The sequence below is a fragment of the Bacterioplanoides sp. SCSIO 12839 genome (genome assembly GCF_024397975.1).
Taxonomy (GTDB): domain Bacteria; phylum Pseudomonadota; class Gammaproteobacteria; order Pseudomonadales; family Oceanobacteraceae; genus Bacterioplanoides.
In genome coordinates, this window is sequence record NZ_CP073745.1 from 2079931 (window position 1) to 2096181 (window position 16251).

A 16251-nucleotide genomic window follows, 5' to 3' on the forward strand; every position below is an offset into this window, starting at 1 on the left:
ATTTTATCCTTTTGGTTCTTCCCATAACCGATCACGCAGACCACTTGCTCGTCTCACCTGCGACACAGCACCTGTCTGTAAACTGTGCATACTGGTTAATAAGCTGAAATGATGTTTGGCCCGGGTAATTGCGGTGTAAATCAGCTCTCGGGTGATCACACTTTGCCATTGCTGAGGCAGCATCATAAATACATTATTAAATTCAGATCCCTGACTTTTATGGACTGTCATCGCAAAAGCCGTTTCATGCTCAGGCAGTCGATTGCTCATTAATAAACGAATGTGACTTTGTCCCTGATCCAGGCTTTGAAAAGCCACCTTTAATTTTTTCTCACCAGCAACGTCGCCGGGTACCTCAACCACAATACCAATATCACCATTAAACACCCCCAGATCATAATCATTGCGGGAAATCATAATGGCACGACCTGGATACATGGCACCGGAATACTGTTGCTGCGGATCCAGTTGAGGGCGCAATAATTGTTCGATGCGTTGATTAACCGCTTCAACACCGGTTAATCCCTGACGGGTCGCCAGTAATACCTGAAAATCATTAAAAGCCTCGAGAATTGCACTGAAATTCTGTCGACGCCCTTGCTCGATAACCGTTTTGCAATAATGGCGATAGCCTTTTAATACATGTGGCTGCCAGCTTTGCAACACATCGTTGGCACTGGTGTCCTGATGCCAAAAGATATCGATATCGCTGAAGTGGTTAAAACACCGCAATGCTTTATTCACATCCCCATTGTTGACGGCACCCGCTAATTGGCCAATGCCGCTGTTTGCATCAAACCGATGGGACACCCGCAATTGCGCCAATGCGTTCTGCATCAGACTGCGGTTTTGTGTTTTATACGCGCTGAGATCCAGTCCGGTCAGTTGCTGTAGCTGCTCTGCAAAAGCTGGTTGCAACCCGTGTTCCTGACCTGCATCGCATAAATCAGCTAATACACTACCGGCTTCAACCGACGCCAGCTGGTCACGATCACCCAACAAAATTAACCGGGTATCGTCCGACAGCGCCTGCATCAGGTGTGACATCATGGGCAAGTCAATCATCGATGCTTCATCCACCACCACACAATCGTAAGGCAACGGATGCTGTTGGTGATAACGGAAACCACGTGGTGACCAACCCAATAATCGATGCAAAGTAAAGCTATTATCCGGAATACGTTCGGCTAAGGGCAATTCGCCGCCGGACGTTTCTTTTTCTTGCGCAGCTTTTAACTTGGCACCACGAATCGATTCGGTCATGCGTGCTGCTGCTTTGCCCGTGGGCGCAGCCAATGCAATCGACATCTCCGGCTGCTGACTTAACAAAGCACTGAGCAGGCGCGTTACCGTCGTGGTTTTTCCGGTTCCCGGTCCGCCGGTAATCACGGTAAAACGCTGTAAGCACGCCGTCGCTGCGGCAATACTTTGCCAATCAATGGTGTTATCAGAGCGGGGAATAAATAAACGATGCAGGGTTTGTTTCAGGTTTGCATTAACTGGTGCTGATTCCTGAACAGTGCTCAGGCGCAGCTGAACCGAGCGATAAACCGCCAGCTCATAAAAATAATAACGCGCCAGATACAAACGTGCCTGTGGGTAGCAGAGATCCAACACCAGCGGTTGATTTTCCCAACGGCGATCAAAGCAGTGCTCATCAAAATTCTGGTCAGGGCGATAACAATAAACCGATACACATTCAGACAACACCTGATCGGCTACAATGCCTTTAGGCCAGAACACAGCCAACTCGGGTAACATCATCGCGATATTATCCGAAGAGGAAGCATGCTTGCCCGATAATGGTAAGCACACCTGCCCTTTTGCTAACGCGTCACTGAGCAACACCACCAATAGATACAAAATAATCCGCTGCTGATCACTCAGGTCGGGCTCATAAGCAATTACCTGTTCCGCCATGTGCAGATCAATATGGCGTAATTTATGTTGGCCGCACAATTCAAGGCAACGGGCTTTAAGTTGTGTAAAACGCTCGTTATCGTCGGCTGCCGGCAAGTTATTAATCATTTGAGTAACCAAAAGCAGATTTCCATTGACTGAGTCGTTGCAGGTCAACTCGCTGATAAAATACACCCGGAGCTTGTGATAACACATCCGCAATAACCGGCTCTGCCGCAAATAAGTCGGCCTCAGCTGATGGCGGCTGAGTGCTGCTTAACAAACGAGATGCGGCTAAGAACTCATCAGTCATTCCACGCAAATAACAATAAAACACACCACCTAAATGTTGCTCAGGTGAATAATCCGGCAACCGTTGCGACAACAACCGATCTAACGCAAGAGTGTAAATCCAGGCTTGTACGTCGTAGTGATGTTCCGCCATTGATTGCGCCATCGACTCGTGTAAATAATCAGCCGGCAGGTCCCCCAGATGGTTGGATTTATAATCCGCCACGTAATAGCGGCCCTGATAACAAAAGATCAGGTCAATAAATCCTTTGAGATAACCGGTGAGCGGGTCAAAGGTTAAGCGAGCCGCAGCATTGCCTGCATCGGGTGTCGTTGCAGCCTGTGCAGCCATTAACTGATTAATGGCATGATTGGTTAACTGGCCGACGATGGGTAAATGAAATTCCATTTCATCAAGACGATTCGCTGCCGTGATATCCGCCAGGCTGAACGTCAGCGGCTGACCATTTTTATCCAGACCCACCAAAGGGGTCTGAACCACCTGAGTTAACCAGGAGGCAATATCCGTCATGGTATTCTGTTCGTCATTATTACTGATTATTTCCAGCGGATTAATTCCGTAATAACTCAGTTGTTGCTGGCAAATTTCTATTAATGATGCCTGATCCTGAAAATCCCAATGCTCCAGAATAGCGTGCAGACATGTTCCCGGGTTTGCACCTTTTGGAAAACGCAGAGCAACCTGCTGATTCAACACCGTTTGACTGGTTTCTGTACGACCATCGTTTGCCACTTCCCAGTCCATGATTTCCAATTGTGGATCTTGCCAATCCAGCGACTCATCAGCGCTGGTTTTAACCGGTGTTGTGTGACTGGAGCTTGCAGCGGTTAACTGGCTGTAGCTACTCACCCGCCATTCATCATATAAAGAAGCTGAAAATGTTTTTTCACTGACGTGAGAATCATCATTCTGATTCGTTCGTTGTAGCGAGGCATTATCACGCCAGTCAGGAAATTCCGCGAATACAATAGCCGGGTGGCTCAGTTGTGTTTGCAACTGCTGCCAATCGGGTTCAGCCTCCAGATTTAATAAATAACCCAACGCACTTTTGGACAAGACAGACTTTTTACTGCGACCATCCACCGCGTTCATCAGCCAGATGAAACAGCCATATTTGGCCCGCGTCAGAGCAACGTATAACAGGCGTAAATATTCAGCTTTGGCATCACGAATGGCTAACTGTTTAGCATCATCGTCAGGGGCAAGATTCAGCACAACACCCTGTTTGACTGGCGACGACGATTCAGTTTCCTCAGAATAACCCTGATAATACTGCGCTTCAGTTAATCGCTGTGGTTCAAAACTGTCATCCCAAAGGTAAGGTAAAAATACCAGCGGATATTCCAGTCCTTTGGATTTATGAATCGTCACAATGGTGACCAGGTTCGCGTCACTTTCCAATCGTAGTTGTGCTTCTTCACCACTGCGGTCTTCATCGAAAATGCGCTCACCAAACCAGCGAATTAATCCCTGATGCCCACGCATCCGACGTGATGCTGTTTGCAACAACTCTCCTAAATGCATCAGATTAGTTAGCCGCCGTTCTCCCTCACTGCTCTGCCTTAAAAAAACCGCCAAAGATTGTTCAGCACCGGTTTTGTTAACACTCAGCAAGGGGGTCTCCAGCCACAACATAATCGCAGCCATCACGCCACGTTTTTGCCAATGTTGCTTAAAGCGATAAAACTGTTCTAACTGCTGCTCCCAAAGTTGTTCGTCATTCAATAATGTATTCAGTATTTCAGTGTCCAAACCATGGCTGGACGTTGCTAATGCCGTGCGTACGGCGCGTTCATCAGCAGGGGAATGTACGGCAGTTAACCAGGCCAATAAATCCAATGCTTCCTGGCTGTCATACACACTGTCACGGGTTAAAAAGACGCTGCCAACCCGATGCTTAGATAACTGCTCGCGAATCCAACCGGCCTGACGACGGCTGCGTACCAGTACCGCAATATCTTTTGCATCAACCGGTGCATGACCTAACGTGCCATAATCGCCATAAATTAAACCGGCAATTTGTTGTGCACATTGTTCCGCCACTTGCTGTTGTGCCTGTAATCGTGACATTGACTCGTCAAAACCAGACCAGATCTGCAGCGGCTGTTGAGGTTCACCATCAAGTAAAAAACCTTGCGCGTCGTGTTTTCCTGCCGCTTTCACCGGCACAAATTCAATATCCTGATCAAAGACAAACGGGCTGGAATTAATACTCCATAAATGATTGACTCCAGAAATTAACTGCGAATGACTGCGCCAGTTGGTATCCAGCGTAAATCGTTGTTGTGGTTGTAACGCACGTCGCGCTTCAATATAGGTAAAAATATCCGCGCCGCGAAAACCATAAATCGCTTGTTTCGGGTCACCAATCATATACAAGCCGTACGACGTTTCGGACTCAGCGATATCGGTGCAGTGCGGCTTGGCGGGATAAATCGCATTAAAAATTTCGTACTGTTGCGGGTCGGTATCCTGAAACTCATCAATCATTGCAACCGGATAACAACGACGAATCTGTTGTGCCAGCCGCTCTCCTTGCTCACTTTTAAGTGCCAGGGATAATAAGCGCAATAAATCGTCAGGCGTTAATGCCGCTGATTTTTCAAGCAAGTCAAAATAACGCGCTCGTACCTGCTCGAATAACGTGATATCCAGTTGTAACGTCAGCGATTTTGCCTGAGCAAGATAATGTTCAATCTGATCGAATAAAGAATGTTCCGGTGGCATTCCCTTTTTGGTTTTTTCATGCAGCAAAGCCGCACTGAATTTTTCCACCTTATCATTCACCGGCCATACAGACCCCGCTGAAAAATAGCTACTCGCAGCTTTAACCCAGCTAGGTAAATTCCTGGAACTATAAGAACGTTTATCGACGCCAGACTGAGCGATGATGTCGGTGATATTGTCATTTCCCAATTGCTGCCAGAAATCGGCTAACCTTGTGTAGTCTTGCTGCAACTGTTTCCAGCTCTGGGTAAATTCGGATGTGTGATCCGCTTCGGGAATAAACCGCAATCCCGGGCGAGATAACCAGCTGCGAAAGCGCTGTAATAAGGATTGCGGGCCAGCATAACGATTCAGCCAATACCGCCCCTGCTCGTGATTTAAGTGATAACTCTGCTGACGCCAGACATCTTCGCAAGCCTGTTTTAAATACGTCTCACTGTCGAGCACCAACTCGGCATCAAACATCACACCCGAATCAAAGGCAAACTGCTTTAACATTCGCTGGCAAAAACCATGAATGGTGTACACCGAAGCTTCGTCCATCTGTGCAAGATTCGCCTGCAACCAGGCACTTAACTGCTGAACATCCAATGAGTCAGCATCGGCTGCCGATAAATCATCTATTAATTGTGCGAAGCTTTGATCCTCAGCCTGATTACCGGCTAACAGACGCAAACAATCTTCAAAACTGTCGCGAATGCGCTCGCGGATTCGGCCGCGTAATTCTTCCGTCGCCGCCCGGGTAAAAGTCACCACCAGAATCTGATCACATCCCAAACGTGGCAACTCAGACCGGTGTGCCAATAACAGGCGATTATAAAGCGCCGTGATGGTATAGGTCTTTCCGGTCCCGGCACTGGCCTCAATTAACGACTGTCCGGTTAATGGGAACGAGCGAATATCTAATGGTTGCATCAGCTGTTGCTCCCACATTCATAGTCATTTTCATCTGTCATTAAATGCTGTTCGATATCACGCACAAACGGCTGAAAGTCGGATAACCATTGTTTTACAAACGTCTCATCCTGAAATTGACTGGCCATATCAGGCATACACCGTAACCAATAACTGTCCGAAAACACCGAAAAATCGGTATTCAGCATTTTCTGAATCAACTTCTGCCAGGCATCCCATGCCTCTTGCCATGTTTCTGAGTCGTCTTGCGCTTGTCCTTCCTGATGTTGTGGTAACAGCAGAGAATCCCATAACAACCCGGCAATAAAAGGCTGAGGTTGCTGCCAACAACGCCAATAAAGGCTCATTAATTGCTCTATGCGTTTTTTTGCCAGGCTGGCTGACGGCGCGACTAAGCGATATTTCACCAGACCATTCTCATCGGACTTTTTATCTTTTTTATTAATCCCATAAACAATCGCTTGCTGAATAAAATCAGGTTTCGCGGCTGACACCATTAATAAATCCAGCCAGACCCGCCACAAGTGTTCGCCCCGAATCGCACCGGTACGATACATAATGAATTGATGGTCTGCTGAACCCAGGTCCGATTTTTGATCCGATTGGTGATACGCCTGCTGCAACTCAGCAATAATATGGCAGCGTCGCTGGTTTTCATTTTCAGGCGTTGATAATTCGTACTGCAAGGTGGTGGCTACCACAGGGTGTTGACACTGAACGACTAACGTTTGTGCCAGTGGCGACAATTCATCCTGAATATCTTCAGACCAAACAGAACCCAGCTGATTAACCGGTAATTTCCCCAGTGATTGTTGACGCAATAAAAAATCGGACGGCTCATCACCCTGCTGCTCATACGCCGACATCCACTGCTGACGCAACTGATATAATTCAAGCCCATTAGGCGCAAACGGTTCTTCAGTTTGTTCCTGCTGCCAATACATATCGAGACTGGATTTTAACCGGCGCTGAATAAAAAACCGGGCCGGGTGTGCCAGTGCATCTTTTACATCCTGCCAGTTGACTTCCGAGGTATCGATGTCGTCTGGAATATCCAGCGGCTGCTGTAAAAAGTCCGTGAGTGACTCAGGAGTTTCTGTGGCATTGGCGACTTGCGCCCACAGTTTCTGGTAGCTGTTAAATTCATTGGCATTAAAGGGCTGCAACGGTAATGCTTTAATCAGATGCTGCTGTAATTTTTTGCGGCTTTGTTTGTGCGGCAAGCTTCCATCGCCGGGCAACACAAAGCTGTCAACGATATAATCCTGCAGCTCACTGACCAATACCGACGGTTGCAGCTCCGTGTTTTCACGGGAGTCACGCCCCCGGTAACTGATGTATAAATGTTGCTGCGCGGAGCACAGAGCTTCTAAAAATAAATAACGGTCATCATCGCGGCGGGAGCGATCACCGCGACGACTGTTACCCGAAACCATTAAATCAAAACCCACCGGCGTTACCCGACGAGGGTAATCTTCATCATTCATACCCAACATGCAAACCGCTTTAAACGGAATCGAACGCATCGGCATCAGGGTACAGAAATTCACCGGGCCGGCTAAAAAGCGTTGCCAACCGCCCTGCTGTCCCAGCTGTTCAACAAACCAGCTTTTCACCACCGCAGGCGATAAGGTTTGTTGGTAGCCAGAGTCTTCCAGGCCTTCTTGCCAACGCTGTATCACATCGCGGATTTTTTGCAGTGACGCATTATCGGCCAGGCCGGATTTCAGATCATGTGGATTAGTTACATCCGGCTCAAAGAAGTCATCAATCAAACGCAGCAGTAATACTTGCCAGTCATTAACCGTGTGCTGCTGGCTCAATAATGTTTGCCAATATTCCAGTTGATCCAACAATGCCATCAGCTTACCGAGTAATTCCCCCGCATTACCTTCAACCGCGGCAACGCCGTAGTCGCCCTGCCACTGCCCGGCATCATCAGGTAGCATCAAACCAAGCAGTAACTGGCGCAGACCTTTTTGCCAGCTGTTTTGTTCGAATTCCGGCAGCCCCAACTGCTGGCGGTGTTTAGCATTCAGACCCCAGCGAATTTCGGCCCGCTGCAGCCAGTCTTTGATGGTGTCCAGCTCATCTTCATTGATGGCAAACCGATGCCGCAAAGCGCTGATGTCGAGCCAGTCCTGTATATCGGTTACCAATAAACGGCTGTCGGCTAAACCTAATAAATTGAGCCAGCCTTCTAACAGCGGGTTTTCCTGAGACATCGACTGATCCGCGATGGCCCAGGGGATGCGGGTATGGTCTGCAACGGAGGAAAACACCGCGTCAATATACGGTGCGTATTGATCAATATCGGGCACCATAACAACCACATCGCGTGGTTTCAGATTCGCATCAGCGTCAAACCAGCTCAACAGCTGATCGTGTAATTGCTGCACTTCCCGCAGCGGGCTGTGTGCCGCAACAAAACGAATGCTGTCATCATCACGGGCAATAACGGTTTTGAACTCACTGTGCTCCAGCGCAGCGGCAGAAAATGCCTGGCATTGCTGATCCTGTAATTCCAGGATGGCTTGCTGCAGGTGTTTTAATAAGGGCTTGAGGTTTGTGCTGGTGTTAGTGCTTGCGTTGTCGTTTTTGTTTTCACTGTCATCCACCCAGGCTTCGATATCAGCAATATCAGCCTCATGAACCAGTGTCAGAAACTCTCGCCCCAGTTTGCCCCAAGAAGCCAACAACGGATTGCCACGGTCAAAATAATCAATGGCGTCGGGTTGTTTTTTCAGTATCTGCAAGCGCCGTTTGTCATCAACAATGTCACCCCAGAAATTTTTACAGGGGTTTAATAAAAAGAAATGCACATCAATAACGGGAGAAATGGCCCGTAACACATCCCAATAACTGCCGGGTAAGGCCGCAATACCAAACACAAATAAGCGCTTGGGTAAGTCCTGTAATCGTTCGGGATGTTGCGCTACCAGAGATTCCAGCTGTTGGGCTAACCGGGCACGGTGATCGAGTGAATGACCACAGGCGGCGCTGTCTTTTACCAGCGCACGCCATAAATGTGGCTGCCATGGATGACGGGAAACGTCACTATCCAGAATGTCATCATCACCCGCCTCCCAGGCCAGCAACCAATCCGGGCGATAGACCAGATATTGGTCAAACACGTCGGCAATTTTATGGGCAAGTTGATAACAACGCAGGCCGTTATCATCGTTCTTCAGGTAATGGGCAATGGCTTGATAAGGCTCATCATCAACCAATTGAGGCAGCAGACGCATCAGCTTCCAGGCCATCGCTTGTTTTTCAAAGTGAGAGCGTTCCGGCAGTTCCGGCTTCAGACTGTTAAACACTTTCCAGACAAAGCTTGAGGGCAGCGGGAAATCAATTTGTGCGGCAATGCCCAAACCATCCGCTAGTTGCAGTTTCAGCCAATGTGCCATGCCCTGACTCTGAACCAGAATGGCTTCCTGCTCAAACGGCGATGGCGGATTGTCCGCCATACGATTAACCAGAATGCCGCGTAAGACGTCTAAATCATTGGAATGGTAAAGGTGAAACATGCGTTCCCTGACAACAAAAATAATCGCTGCTAGGGTAACAAATCAGTCGCTAAAAATAATCAAATCAATGAATCAGATCCTGGCGATTGGCATAAGGAACATTCTGGCTGGCCGCCACTTCCGGGCTGGTCAGCTGCCCCTGCCAGATATTCAGCCCTTGTAACAAATAAGGGTCGTTGCGCAGAGCGGCCACAATGCCTTGATTCGCCAACGCCAAAACAAATGGCAAAGTCGCATTATTCAGCGCCAGCGTTGAGGTCCTAGCTACCGCCCCAGGCATATTGGCGACACAATAATGCACCACTCCCTGTTCAATAAAGGTCGGCTGGCTATGCGTCGTCGGACGTGCAGTTTCAACACAGCCGCCCTGATCAATGGCCACATCGACGACCACAGCACCGGCTTTCATTGACTCAAGGTGATTACGAGTCACCAATTTGGGAGCCCGGGCGCCAGGAATTAATACCGCACCAATCACCAGATCAGCACTCGGCAGCAAACTGTCCAGCGTGGTTTGAGTTGAGGCCAGGGTATGAATGCGATTTCCCCATAACAGATCCAGCTCACGCAAGGTTACCAGCGAAGTATCCAGTACCGTCACATGCGCCCCCATACCAACAGCAATGGCCACCGCGTTGCGCCCCACCACACCACCGCCTAACACAATCACATTGCCTGCCGGCACTCCGGGGGCACCGGATAACAATACGCCCCGACCACCCGCTTCCATTTCTAAACTGCGTGCGCCTGCCTGCACGGCAATGCGTCCGGCAATCTCAGACATTGGGGCTAATAAAGGTAAACGGCCAGCGTTATCCGTAACCGTTTCGTAGGCAATGCAGGTCGCGCCAGTTTTCAGCAATGCCTGTGTGAGTTGCGGATCTGGGGCTAAATGCAGGTAAGTAAATAAGGTGTGATGGTCATGAAATAAGTGCACTTCATCTGGCTGTGGTTCTTTGACTTTGATTATTAACTCGGATTGGGCAAAAACCTGGGACTTTGTCGCCACAACATCTGCGCCTGAGGCCTGGTAATCTTCATCAGAAAAACCGATCGCTTTACCGGCATGTTGCTCCACCAACACCTCATGACCAAACTGTACCAGCTCTCTGACACTCGCCGGCGTCAGGCCAACACGATATTCATGATTTTTGGATTCTTTCGGTACACCAATTCGCATAAGCACCTCGGTAGTAATCCAGCCACATCCTGCTGCTTTGTTTTTCCGATCTATTACTTGAGTTTAGCGGATAACCACCGCATTCTTACATCAATTTAATCTACCCAAGGGACTGAGTATGCGTATTTTTAATGCTCTGCTGGCCACATTAATACTCTCATTTGTTCACCCGCTACAGGCAAACCTGAGCGAAGAGACGGTGAACGGTGTTTACCACTTAGGCCAGCCGGAACGCGGCCAGAAGAAAGTATTTGTGCAGTATGGTGAGCTCAAAGGACAAAAAGTCATTGCCACAGCGGCCTGCCAAAACTGTCCACCTGCGGTTTACCAATATCAGGCGGAACCTTCAGAAACGCTGAAAGTACCTGTTTTTATGACATCGGGCTTGTATCTGATCCAGTTTGATGCAGACAGTTTTATCCTGGTCCAGCCCGATAAGATGCTGGGTAATGCGGTATTCAGTCAGATTGGCCATGCCAATATTTACTCCCGCAATCCTGCAACAGCGGCCTCAATTGCCAGAGCAGAAATCGAACAGTTTGCTATTCGTTTGTCGCATCAGATAATGAATCAGGAAGTTGGAGCCATGGCCCATGCAGCAGGCACCTACCACCTGGCCAGCCCAATGACTCACCGGGGCAAAGCACAAAACAGTTACCGCGTACAATTCATCGCCGGCTCGCCTAAATCCATTTCAGTACACCCTTGCGAAGGCTGCAATCCAGAGAGTTATGAATATCTTCCACATGAAAGCAGCATTATTGGGGTCGATGTCTACCGCAATTCCGGCAGCTATTACCTATTCGACATTAAAGACGGTGTATTGATTTATACCTTTGCCAATGCCGGTGGTTTTGGCAAAGATGAGTGGGGGCAACACAGTCAATATAACCTACTCTCAAACAACCAGGCTTATGTCCGTCAACTACTGGCTGACACGGCCAAACAACAAGCGATTGATGAGTTGATGGCGAACTATTTCAGCCAGACCCGAGCTGAATTTTTGCGTATCGCACAGGAAAAACAGCAACAACAAACGCAACAACGCGAGTTACCCGTTGCAGGCTATCAGAATACAACCGAAGCGCAGCAGGCATTAACGGCTGCCAAGCGTTGGGCTGCCGACTGGCAGTGGCAGGAAACCATTCTCTCAGCGTATTTCACCAGCAATAACTGGTCTACAACACGCCACCCTCTGACCGGCATCATTACCGGCAAGCTTATTCAAGGGGTTGTCACCATGAAACACCCGGATGGTCGCTGTCGCTTTCAGCAAGTTCGTTTTCGCCAGGACTACGATGGCAACCAGTTCTACAACCTTGAAATGGCCGGTGTAGGCACGGTATATGATATTTTATGCAGTAAAATAAACAGCCTCTGAGCATTAAGCCCCTGTTGTAGACAGCTTTTTCCAGCAGCAGCGAAGTCCGTTTAATCGACTATAGTTATTCTTAACTTATTCTCTGGAAATGCTGTTTATGCCTGCTTCGTTGCCTGGAACTCACTGGTTAGCGGATATCGAGTTCCGCAAAAAATTCTGGCTGATTATTGCTCTCTTTTCATTACCCATGCTCTATAGCGCCTGGTTTATTTTTCAGGCAGAAAATAAAGCGATCAGCAAAGCCAGTAGCCAGCAACTCGCCGCACAGCAAAATTATCAGTTATTAAAAGCACATAATCAGTCCATCAAAGATCAGCTGTTGGCCAGCAAAAGTGGTCAGCCTGTTAACTGGAGCCAACACATTCCGGCATCCGTCGACGCACAAACATCGCAACGTCTGCAAAAAATCGCCACATCAAGTAACGGTGATGTCGCCAGGTTCCGGCAGTGGATGCAACAGCTTGAGCAAGCTTTAGAATCGCAGGCACTCACCTCAGGGCTATTACTTGATCAACACCAGCAAACGGTGGTTATTGGTCAATTACAAAGCATTGATATTCCCCGTTTCGCCAGCGTATTAGCTGCATTGACCAGCCATGCGGTTAATATGGCCAGAGCCGGGCAATTCAGCCCGGATGGCTATATTGGCCTCAGCCAACTCTTCAGCCAGGCCATGATCCAGCAAGAAGCATTGGACAATAAAATTATGTTGCTGGATGAAAAACTGAAACAACCCTGGCGCAACCACCAACAGACCACATCGGCCTTCCTGAGCGAGATCCAGCGCGAGTATATCGACAGTAATTCACTCAGTGTGTCGGCCGATCAGATGTACAACCAAGGTCAGCAAGTAGCAGATAACATGATGGCTTTTGATGAGCAATTGCACGCCGAATTTCAGCAACAAAATGAACAGCACTTACAGCAGTCCTCGACCCGACTTCTCACATCCGCTGCTATTTTTGTGATCATGGCTGGCATTGCCGTTTATTTATTAACGGCCGTGAATTTATCGCTGAGTAATAATATCCAGCAAGTTGCTCGCATGGCAGACGATATTGAACATGGTCGCCTGGCAGGTGGTTACCCACAAAGTGGCAAAGACGAGCTTGGGCATGTGGTCAATTCGCTTGCCATCGCCATCAACCAAATGCGGGAAACCGTCTGCGCCATCACCGATAACACCCGGAATTTATCATCCACATCAACACAACTGAACGACTCAGCTCATCAGCTTAGTGACCTCGGGACCTCACAAAAGCAAAAAGTTGAGCGCATTACTGTTGCAGCAAGCAGTCTGCAAGACAGTGCCCAACTGGTTGACCAATTGTGCCGTGATGCTGAGCAGGAAAGCCACAATACCCAGGAAACGGCACAGTCCAGCGCGGAGCGCAGCGAGCAATCCGCTACGGTGATTCGCAATCTGGCAACGACTATCCGTGATGCGGCTGATCGCATCTCGGCCCTGGCCGCTCAAACCGCAGAAATTGCCGGCGTCACCGACGTGATTAAAACCATCGCAGAACAAACCAATTTGCTCGCCCTGAACGCGGCTATCGAGGCTGCACGAGCTGGTGAACAGGGCCGCGGGTTTGCCGTTGTCGCCGACGAAGTCCGAACTCTGGCAACTCGTACACAAGAATCGACAGAAGAGATTGAGTCAACCATTGGCAGCCTGCAAACCGTTGCCGAGGAAGCCGTTGTAGCAATGAACAATGCTTGTGAACAAGCGAATCAGGGGGAGCAGGAATCACTGGCAACCGGTGAAGCAATGACGTCTATTCTGTCATCCATGGCCAGCATTAACGGCGTGATTCAACAGCTGACCAGCGCTGGCACACAACAAGCTCAGGTGGCCAACGACATAAGCCAGAACATTTATCAGGTTGATGAATCGGCAACCGGCTTATTAACTCAATCCCAGGAAGTGGCTGCATCAGCTAATGCCGTATCGCAACAAAGCAATAACCTGAGCCAACAGAGCAGTCGTTTTACCGTTTAGCAGGCCATTGAAACATCTTTCAGCGTCCTGTTAAAAAACAAAACCCCGATGCAGCTCATTCACAGCACAACGGGGTTTTGTTATATCGCCAATAAAGCGATCAAGCGGTTATCTGAAATTACTCAGCATTCAGGTCTAAGCGATAACGACCTACACCTTGCCCTGCCAGAACCTTAGCCAACACCTCGGCCAGCTGCGAACGGCTGATTTCAGTCGTCATATCTTCCAGTTGAGCCAGCTGCCATTGAGCTGCCGCCTTATCCAATACCAGTTGCTTATCCGCTCGTGGAATTTCAACGGAATCAACACCTAACAAACTGACACCCCGCAGGATAAACGGGAAAACGCTGGCCTCTACTTTAATACCAGCAATCATGCCACAAGTCGTCACCGCGCCTTCTGGTTTAATCTGAGGAATTAATCCGGAAACCAGATCACCACCAACGGTATCAATGGCGGCCTGGTACAAAGGTTTGGCCATCGCTTTACCTTTGGTCGCCAGCACATCATCACGCGTCAGGAAGCCCTTAGCGCCCAGTCCTTCAAGAAAGGCCTGCTGCTCTGGTTTGCCCGTTACCGCCAGGACTTCATAGCCAAGCTTGGCTAACAAAGCGACCGCAACAGAGCCAACACCACCGGTAGCCCCGGTAACAACGACCGGACCGTTCTCTGGTTTAATGCCATTACGTTCAAGCTTCTGCACACTCAATGCTGCGGTGAAACCTGCGGTTCCCCAGGACATCGCCTGAGCGGCTGACAATCCTTCCGGACGACGTAAAACCCAGTTTGCAGGCACACGCACCTGCTGGCCAAAACCACCCGCGGTATTCATACCCAGGTCATAACCAAAGACGACCACAGAGTCACCTGCAGAAAACTCATCCGAGGTTGAGCTGATCACGGTACCTGCCACATCGATACCCGGAGTATGAGGGTATTCACGGGTAACACCCTTGTTGCCATTCGCTGACAACGCATCTTTGTAATTGACGGATGAATAATCCACCTCAATCACAACGTCTCCCTCAGGCAACTGATCAGGTGTTTGCTCCTGCCAGCTTGCTGTCATGCCCTGATCGGTTTCTTCAACCCGATAAGCCAGAAATGTCATAAAGGTACCTTTAGCTGCTGTTATTTTTGTTTGGCAGATGCTCAGCTTTTGCTTTGCATGCGATTATTCGCTGCCGTTAACAGTCGGGTAAATGCCGATTCAGCACCGTGCTGAACCGCAATTCCTAACTTCTCCTGCAAGGTCTTTTTGTACTCATAACGAACGGTGAATACATCCGATTGCTCGCAGGCATCTACCAGATACTGGTCACTGGTCCCGATTTGATCAATAAGACCATTTTCTAATGCCTGCTGGCCGTACCAGATATCACCGGTTGCTACGGCTTCTACGTTCAGGTTGTTGCGGTATTGGCCCACATGGTCCTTAAACAGCTCATGGGTATCTTCGAGGTCTGACTGGAACTTGTCTTTGGCCTTGGCAGAGTTATGGCCAAACATGGTCACGGTGCGCTTGTATTCACCCGCAGTGAACAGCTCAAAATCAACATCGTGTTTTTTCAATAAGCGGTTAAAGTTTGGTAACTGGGCAACCACACCAATCGAACCAATAATGGCAAATGGAGCCGCCACAATCTTATCGGCCAGGCAGGCCATCATGTAACCCCCACTTGCCGCAACCTTATCAACACAAATGGTCAGCGGGATTTTTTTGTCTCGGATGCGCTGCAGTTGTGACGACGCCAGACCATAGCTGTGCACCATGCCACCACCGCTCTCGAGGGTTACAACCACCTCGTCATCCGGGGTTGCCATGGTCAAAATCGCGCTGATTTCATGGCGTAACAATTCGACCTCGCTGGCTTTGATATCACCATCAAAGTCCAGAACAAAAACACGTTTTTTCTCTTCAGATTCGGTTTCAGCCTTACTTTTGGCGGCTTTTTTAGCCGTTTTCTCTTTTTCTTTCTCTTCTTTCTTTTTGTCTTTAGCCATCTTCTTCAAAAGTTCTTTATCAAGAATGGCATCTTCAAGCTGCTCTTTATGGTCATCCAGTTCATCGTTCAGTTTCTTGATGACCAGTTCACCATCGGCCTGAGATTTAGGCCGGGCACTGAGAGAGATAATGCCGCCGACAACAATCAGAATCGATACCACAATGGTTACGGCTTTCAGCAGAAAGGTGCCGTATTCAACTAAAAATTCCACAAATGTTTCCTTAATCAAAAGCCATCGCTGGCCCTGTTAAAATAAAGATGGCAAGGATAGCGCAAAGCCCGCGGCGAACAAACAAAG

Annotated in this window: 8 protein-coding genes; 2 read left to right on the top strand and 6 right to left on the bottom strand. The window is 48.8% G+C overall.

The annotated features are described in order from the left end of the window. Positions 1-3: 3 nt before the first annotated feature. The 4 genes from recD to ald form a co-directional block, all read right to left on the bottom strand. Entirely contained in the window at positions 4-2028 is a 2025-nt protein-coding gene (recD, locus tag KFF03_RS09625) for an exodeoxyribonuclease V subunit alpha (protein ID WP_255856679.1), read from the bottom strand. Further along, positions 2021-5854, bottom strand: coding sequence for an exodeoxyribonuclease V subunit beta (gene recB / locus KFF03_RS09630; RefSeq protein WP_255856680.1), 3834 nt, complete (start codon positions 5852-5854; stop codon positions 2021-2023). The genes recD and recB overlap by 8 nt, the downstream gene beginning before the upstream one ends. After that, complete coding sequence (gene recC / locus KFF03_RS09635; protein WP_255856681.1) at positions 5854-9384, bottom strand: exodeoxyribonuclease V subunit gamma; 3531 nt, start codon at positions 9382-9384, stop codon at positions 5854-5856. The genes recB and recC overlap by 1 nt, the downstream gene beginning before the upstream one ends. Before the next feature lie 64 nt (positions 9385-9448). After that, positions 9449-10564, bottom strand: a complete 1116-nt coding sequence (ald, locus tag KFF03_RS09640; RefSeq protein ID WP_255856682.1) for an alanine dehydrogenase — start codon at positions 10562-10564, stop codon at positions 9449-9451. 118 nt (positions 10565-10682) lie between these two features. On the opposite strand from ald, the gene KFF03_RS09645 reads away from it, so the two are divergent. Together KFF03_RS09645 and KFF03_RS09650 are read left to right on the top strand one after the other, a co-directional pair. After that, positions 10683-11945 (top strand): hypothetical protein, encoded by a 1263-nt coding sequence (locus KFF03_RS09645; RefSeq protein ID WP_255856683.1) that lies wholly within the window; start codon positions 10683-10685, stop codon positions 11943-11945. 97 nt (positions 11946-12042) lie between these two features. After that, a complete protein-coding gene (locus KFF03_RS09650) occupies positions 12043-13947 on the top strand; it encodes a methyl-accepting chemotaxis protein (protein ID WP_255856684.1) in 1905 nt (634 codons plus the stop codon). A gap of 118 nt (positions 13948-14065) precedes the next feature. Here the strand turns inward: KFF03_RS09650 and KFF03_RS09655 are convergent, their stop codons facing one another. Both KFF03_RS09655 and sohB read right to left on the bottom strand, forming a co-directional pair. Continuing rightward, positions 14066-15058 carry a YhdH/YhfP family quinone oxidoreductase gene (locus KFF03_RS09655; protein WP_255856685.1) on the bottom strand — a complete coding sequence of 331 codons (993 nt, stop codon included), beginning with the start codon at positions 15056-15058 and terminating at the stop codon, positions 14066-14068. A gap of 41 nt (positions 15059-15099) precedes the next feature. Continuing rightward, positions 15100-16164: a protease SohB gene (sohB, locus tag KFF03_RS09660; RefSeq protein WP_255856686.1), complete on the bottom strand. Its 1065-nt coding sequence runs from the start codon at positions 16162-16164 to the stop codon at positions 15100-15102. Positions 16165-16251 lie beyond the last annotated feature (87 nt).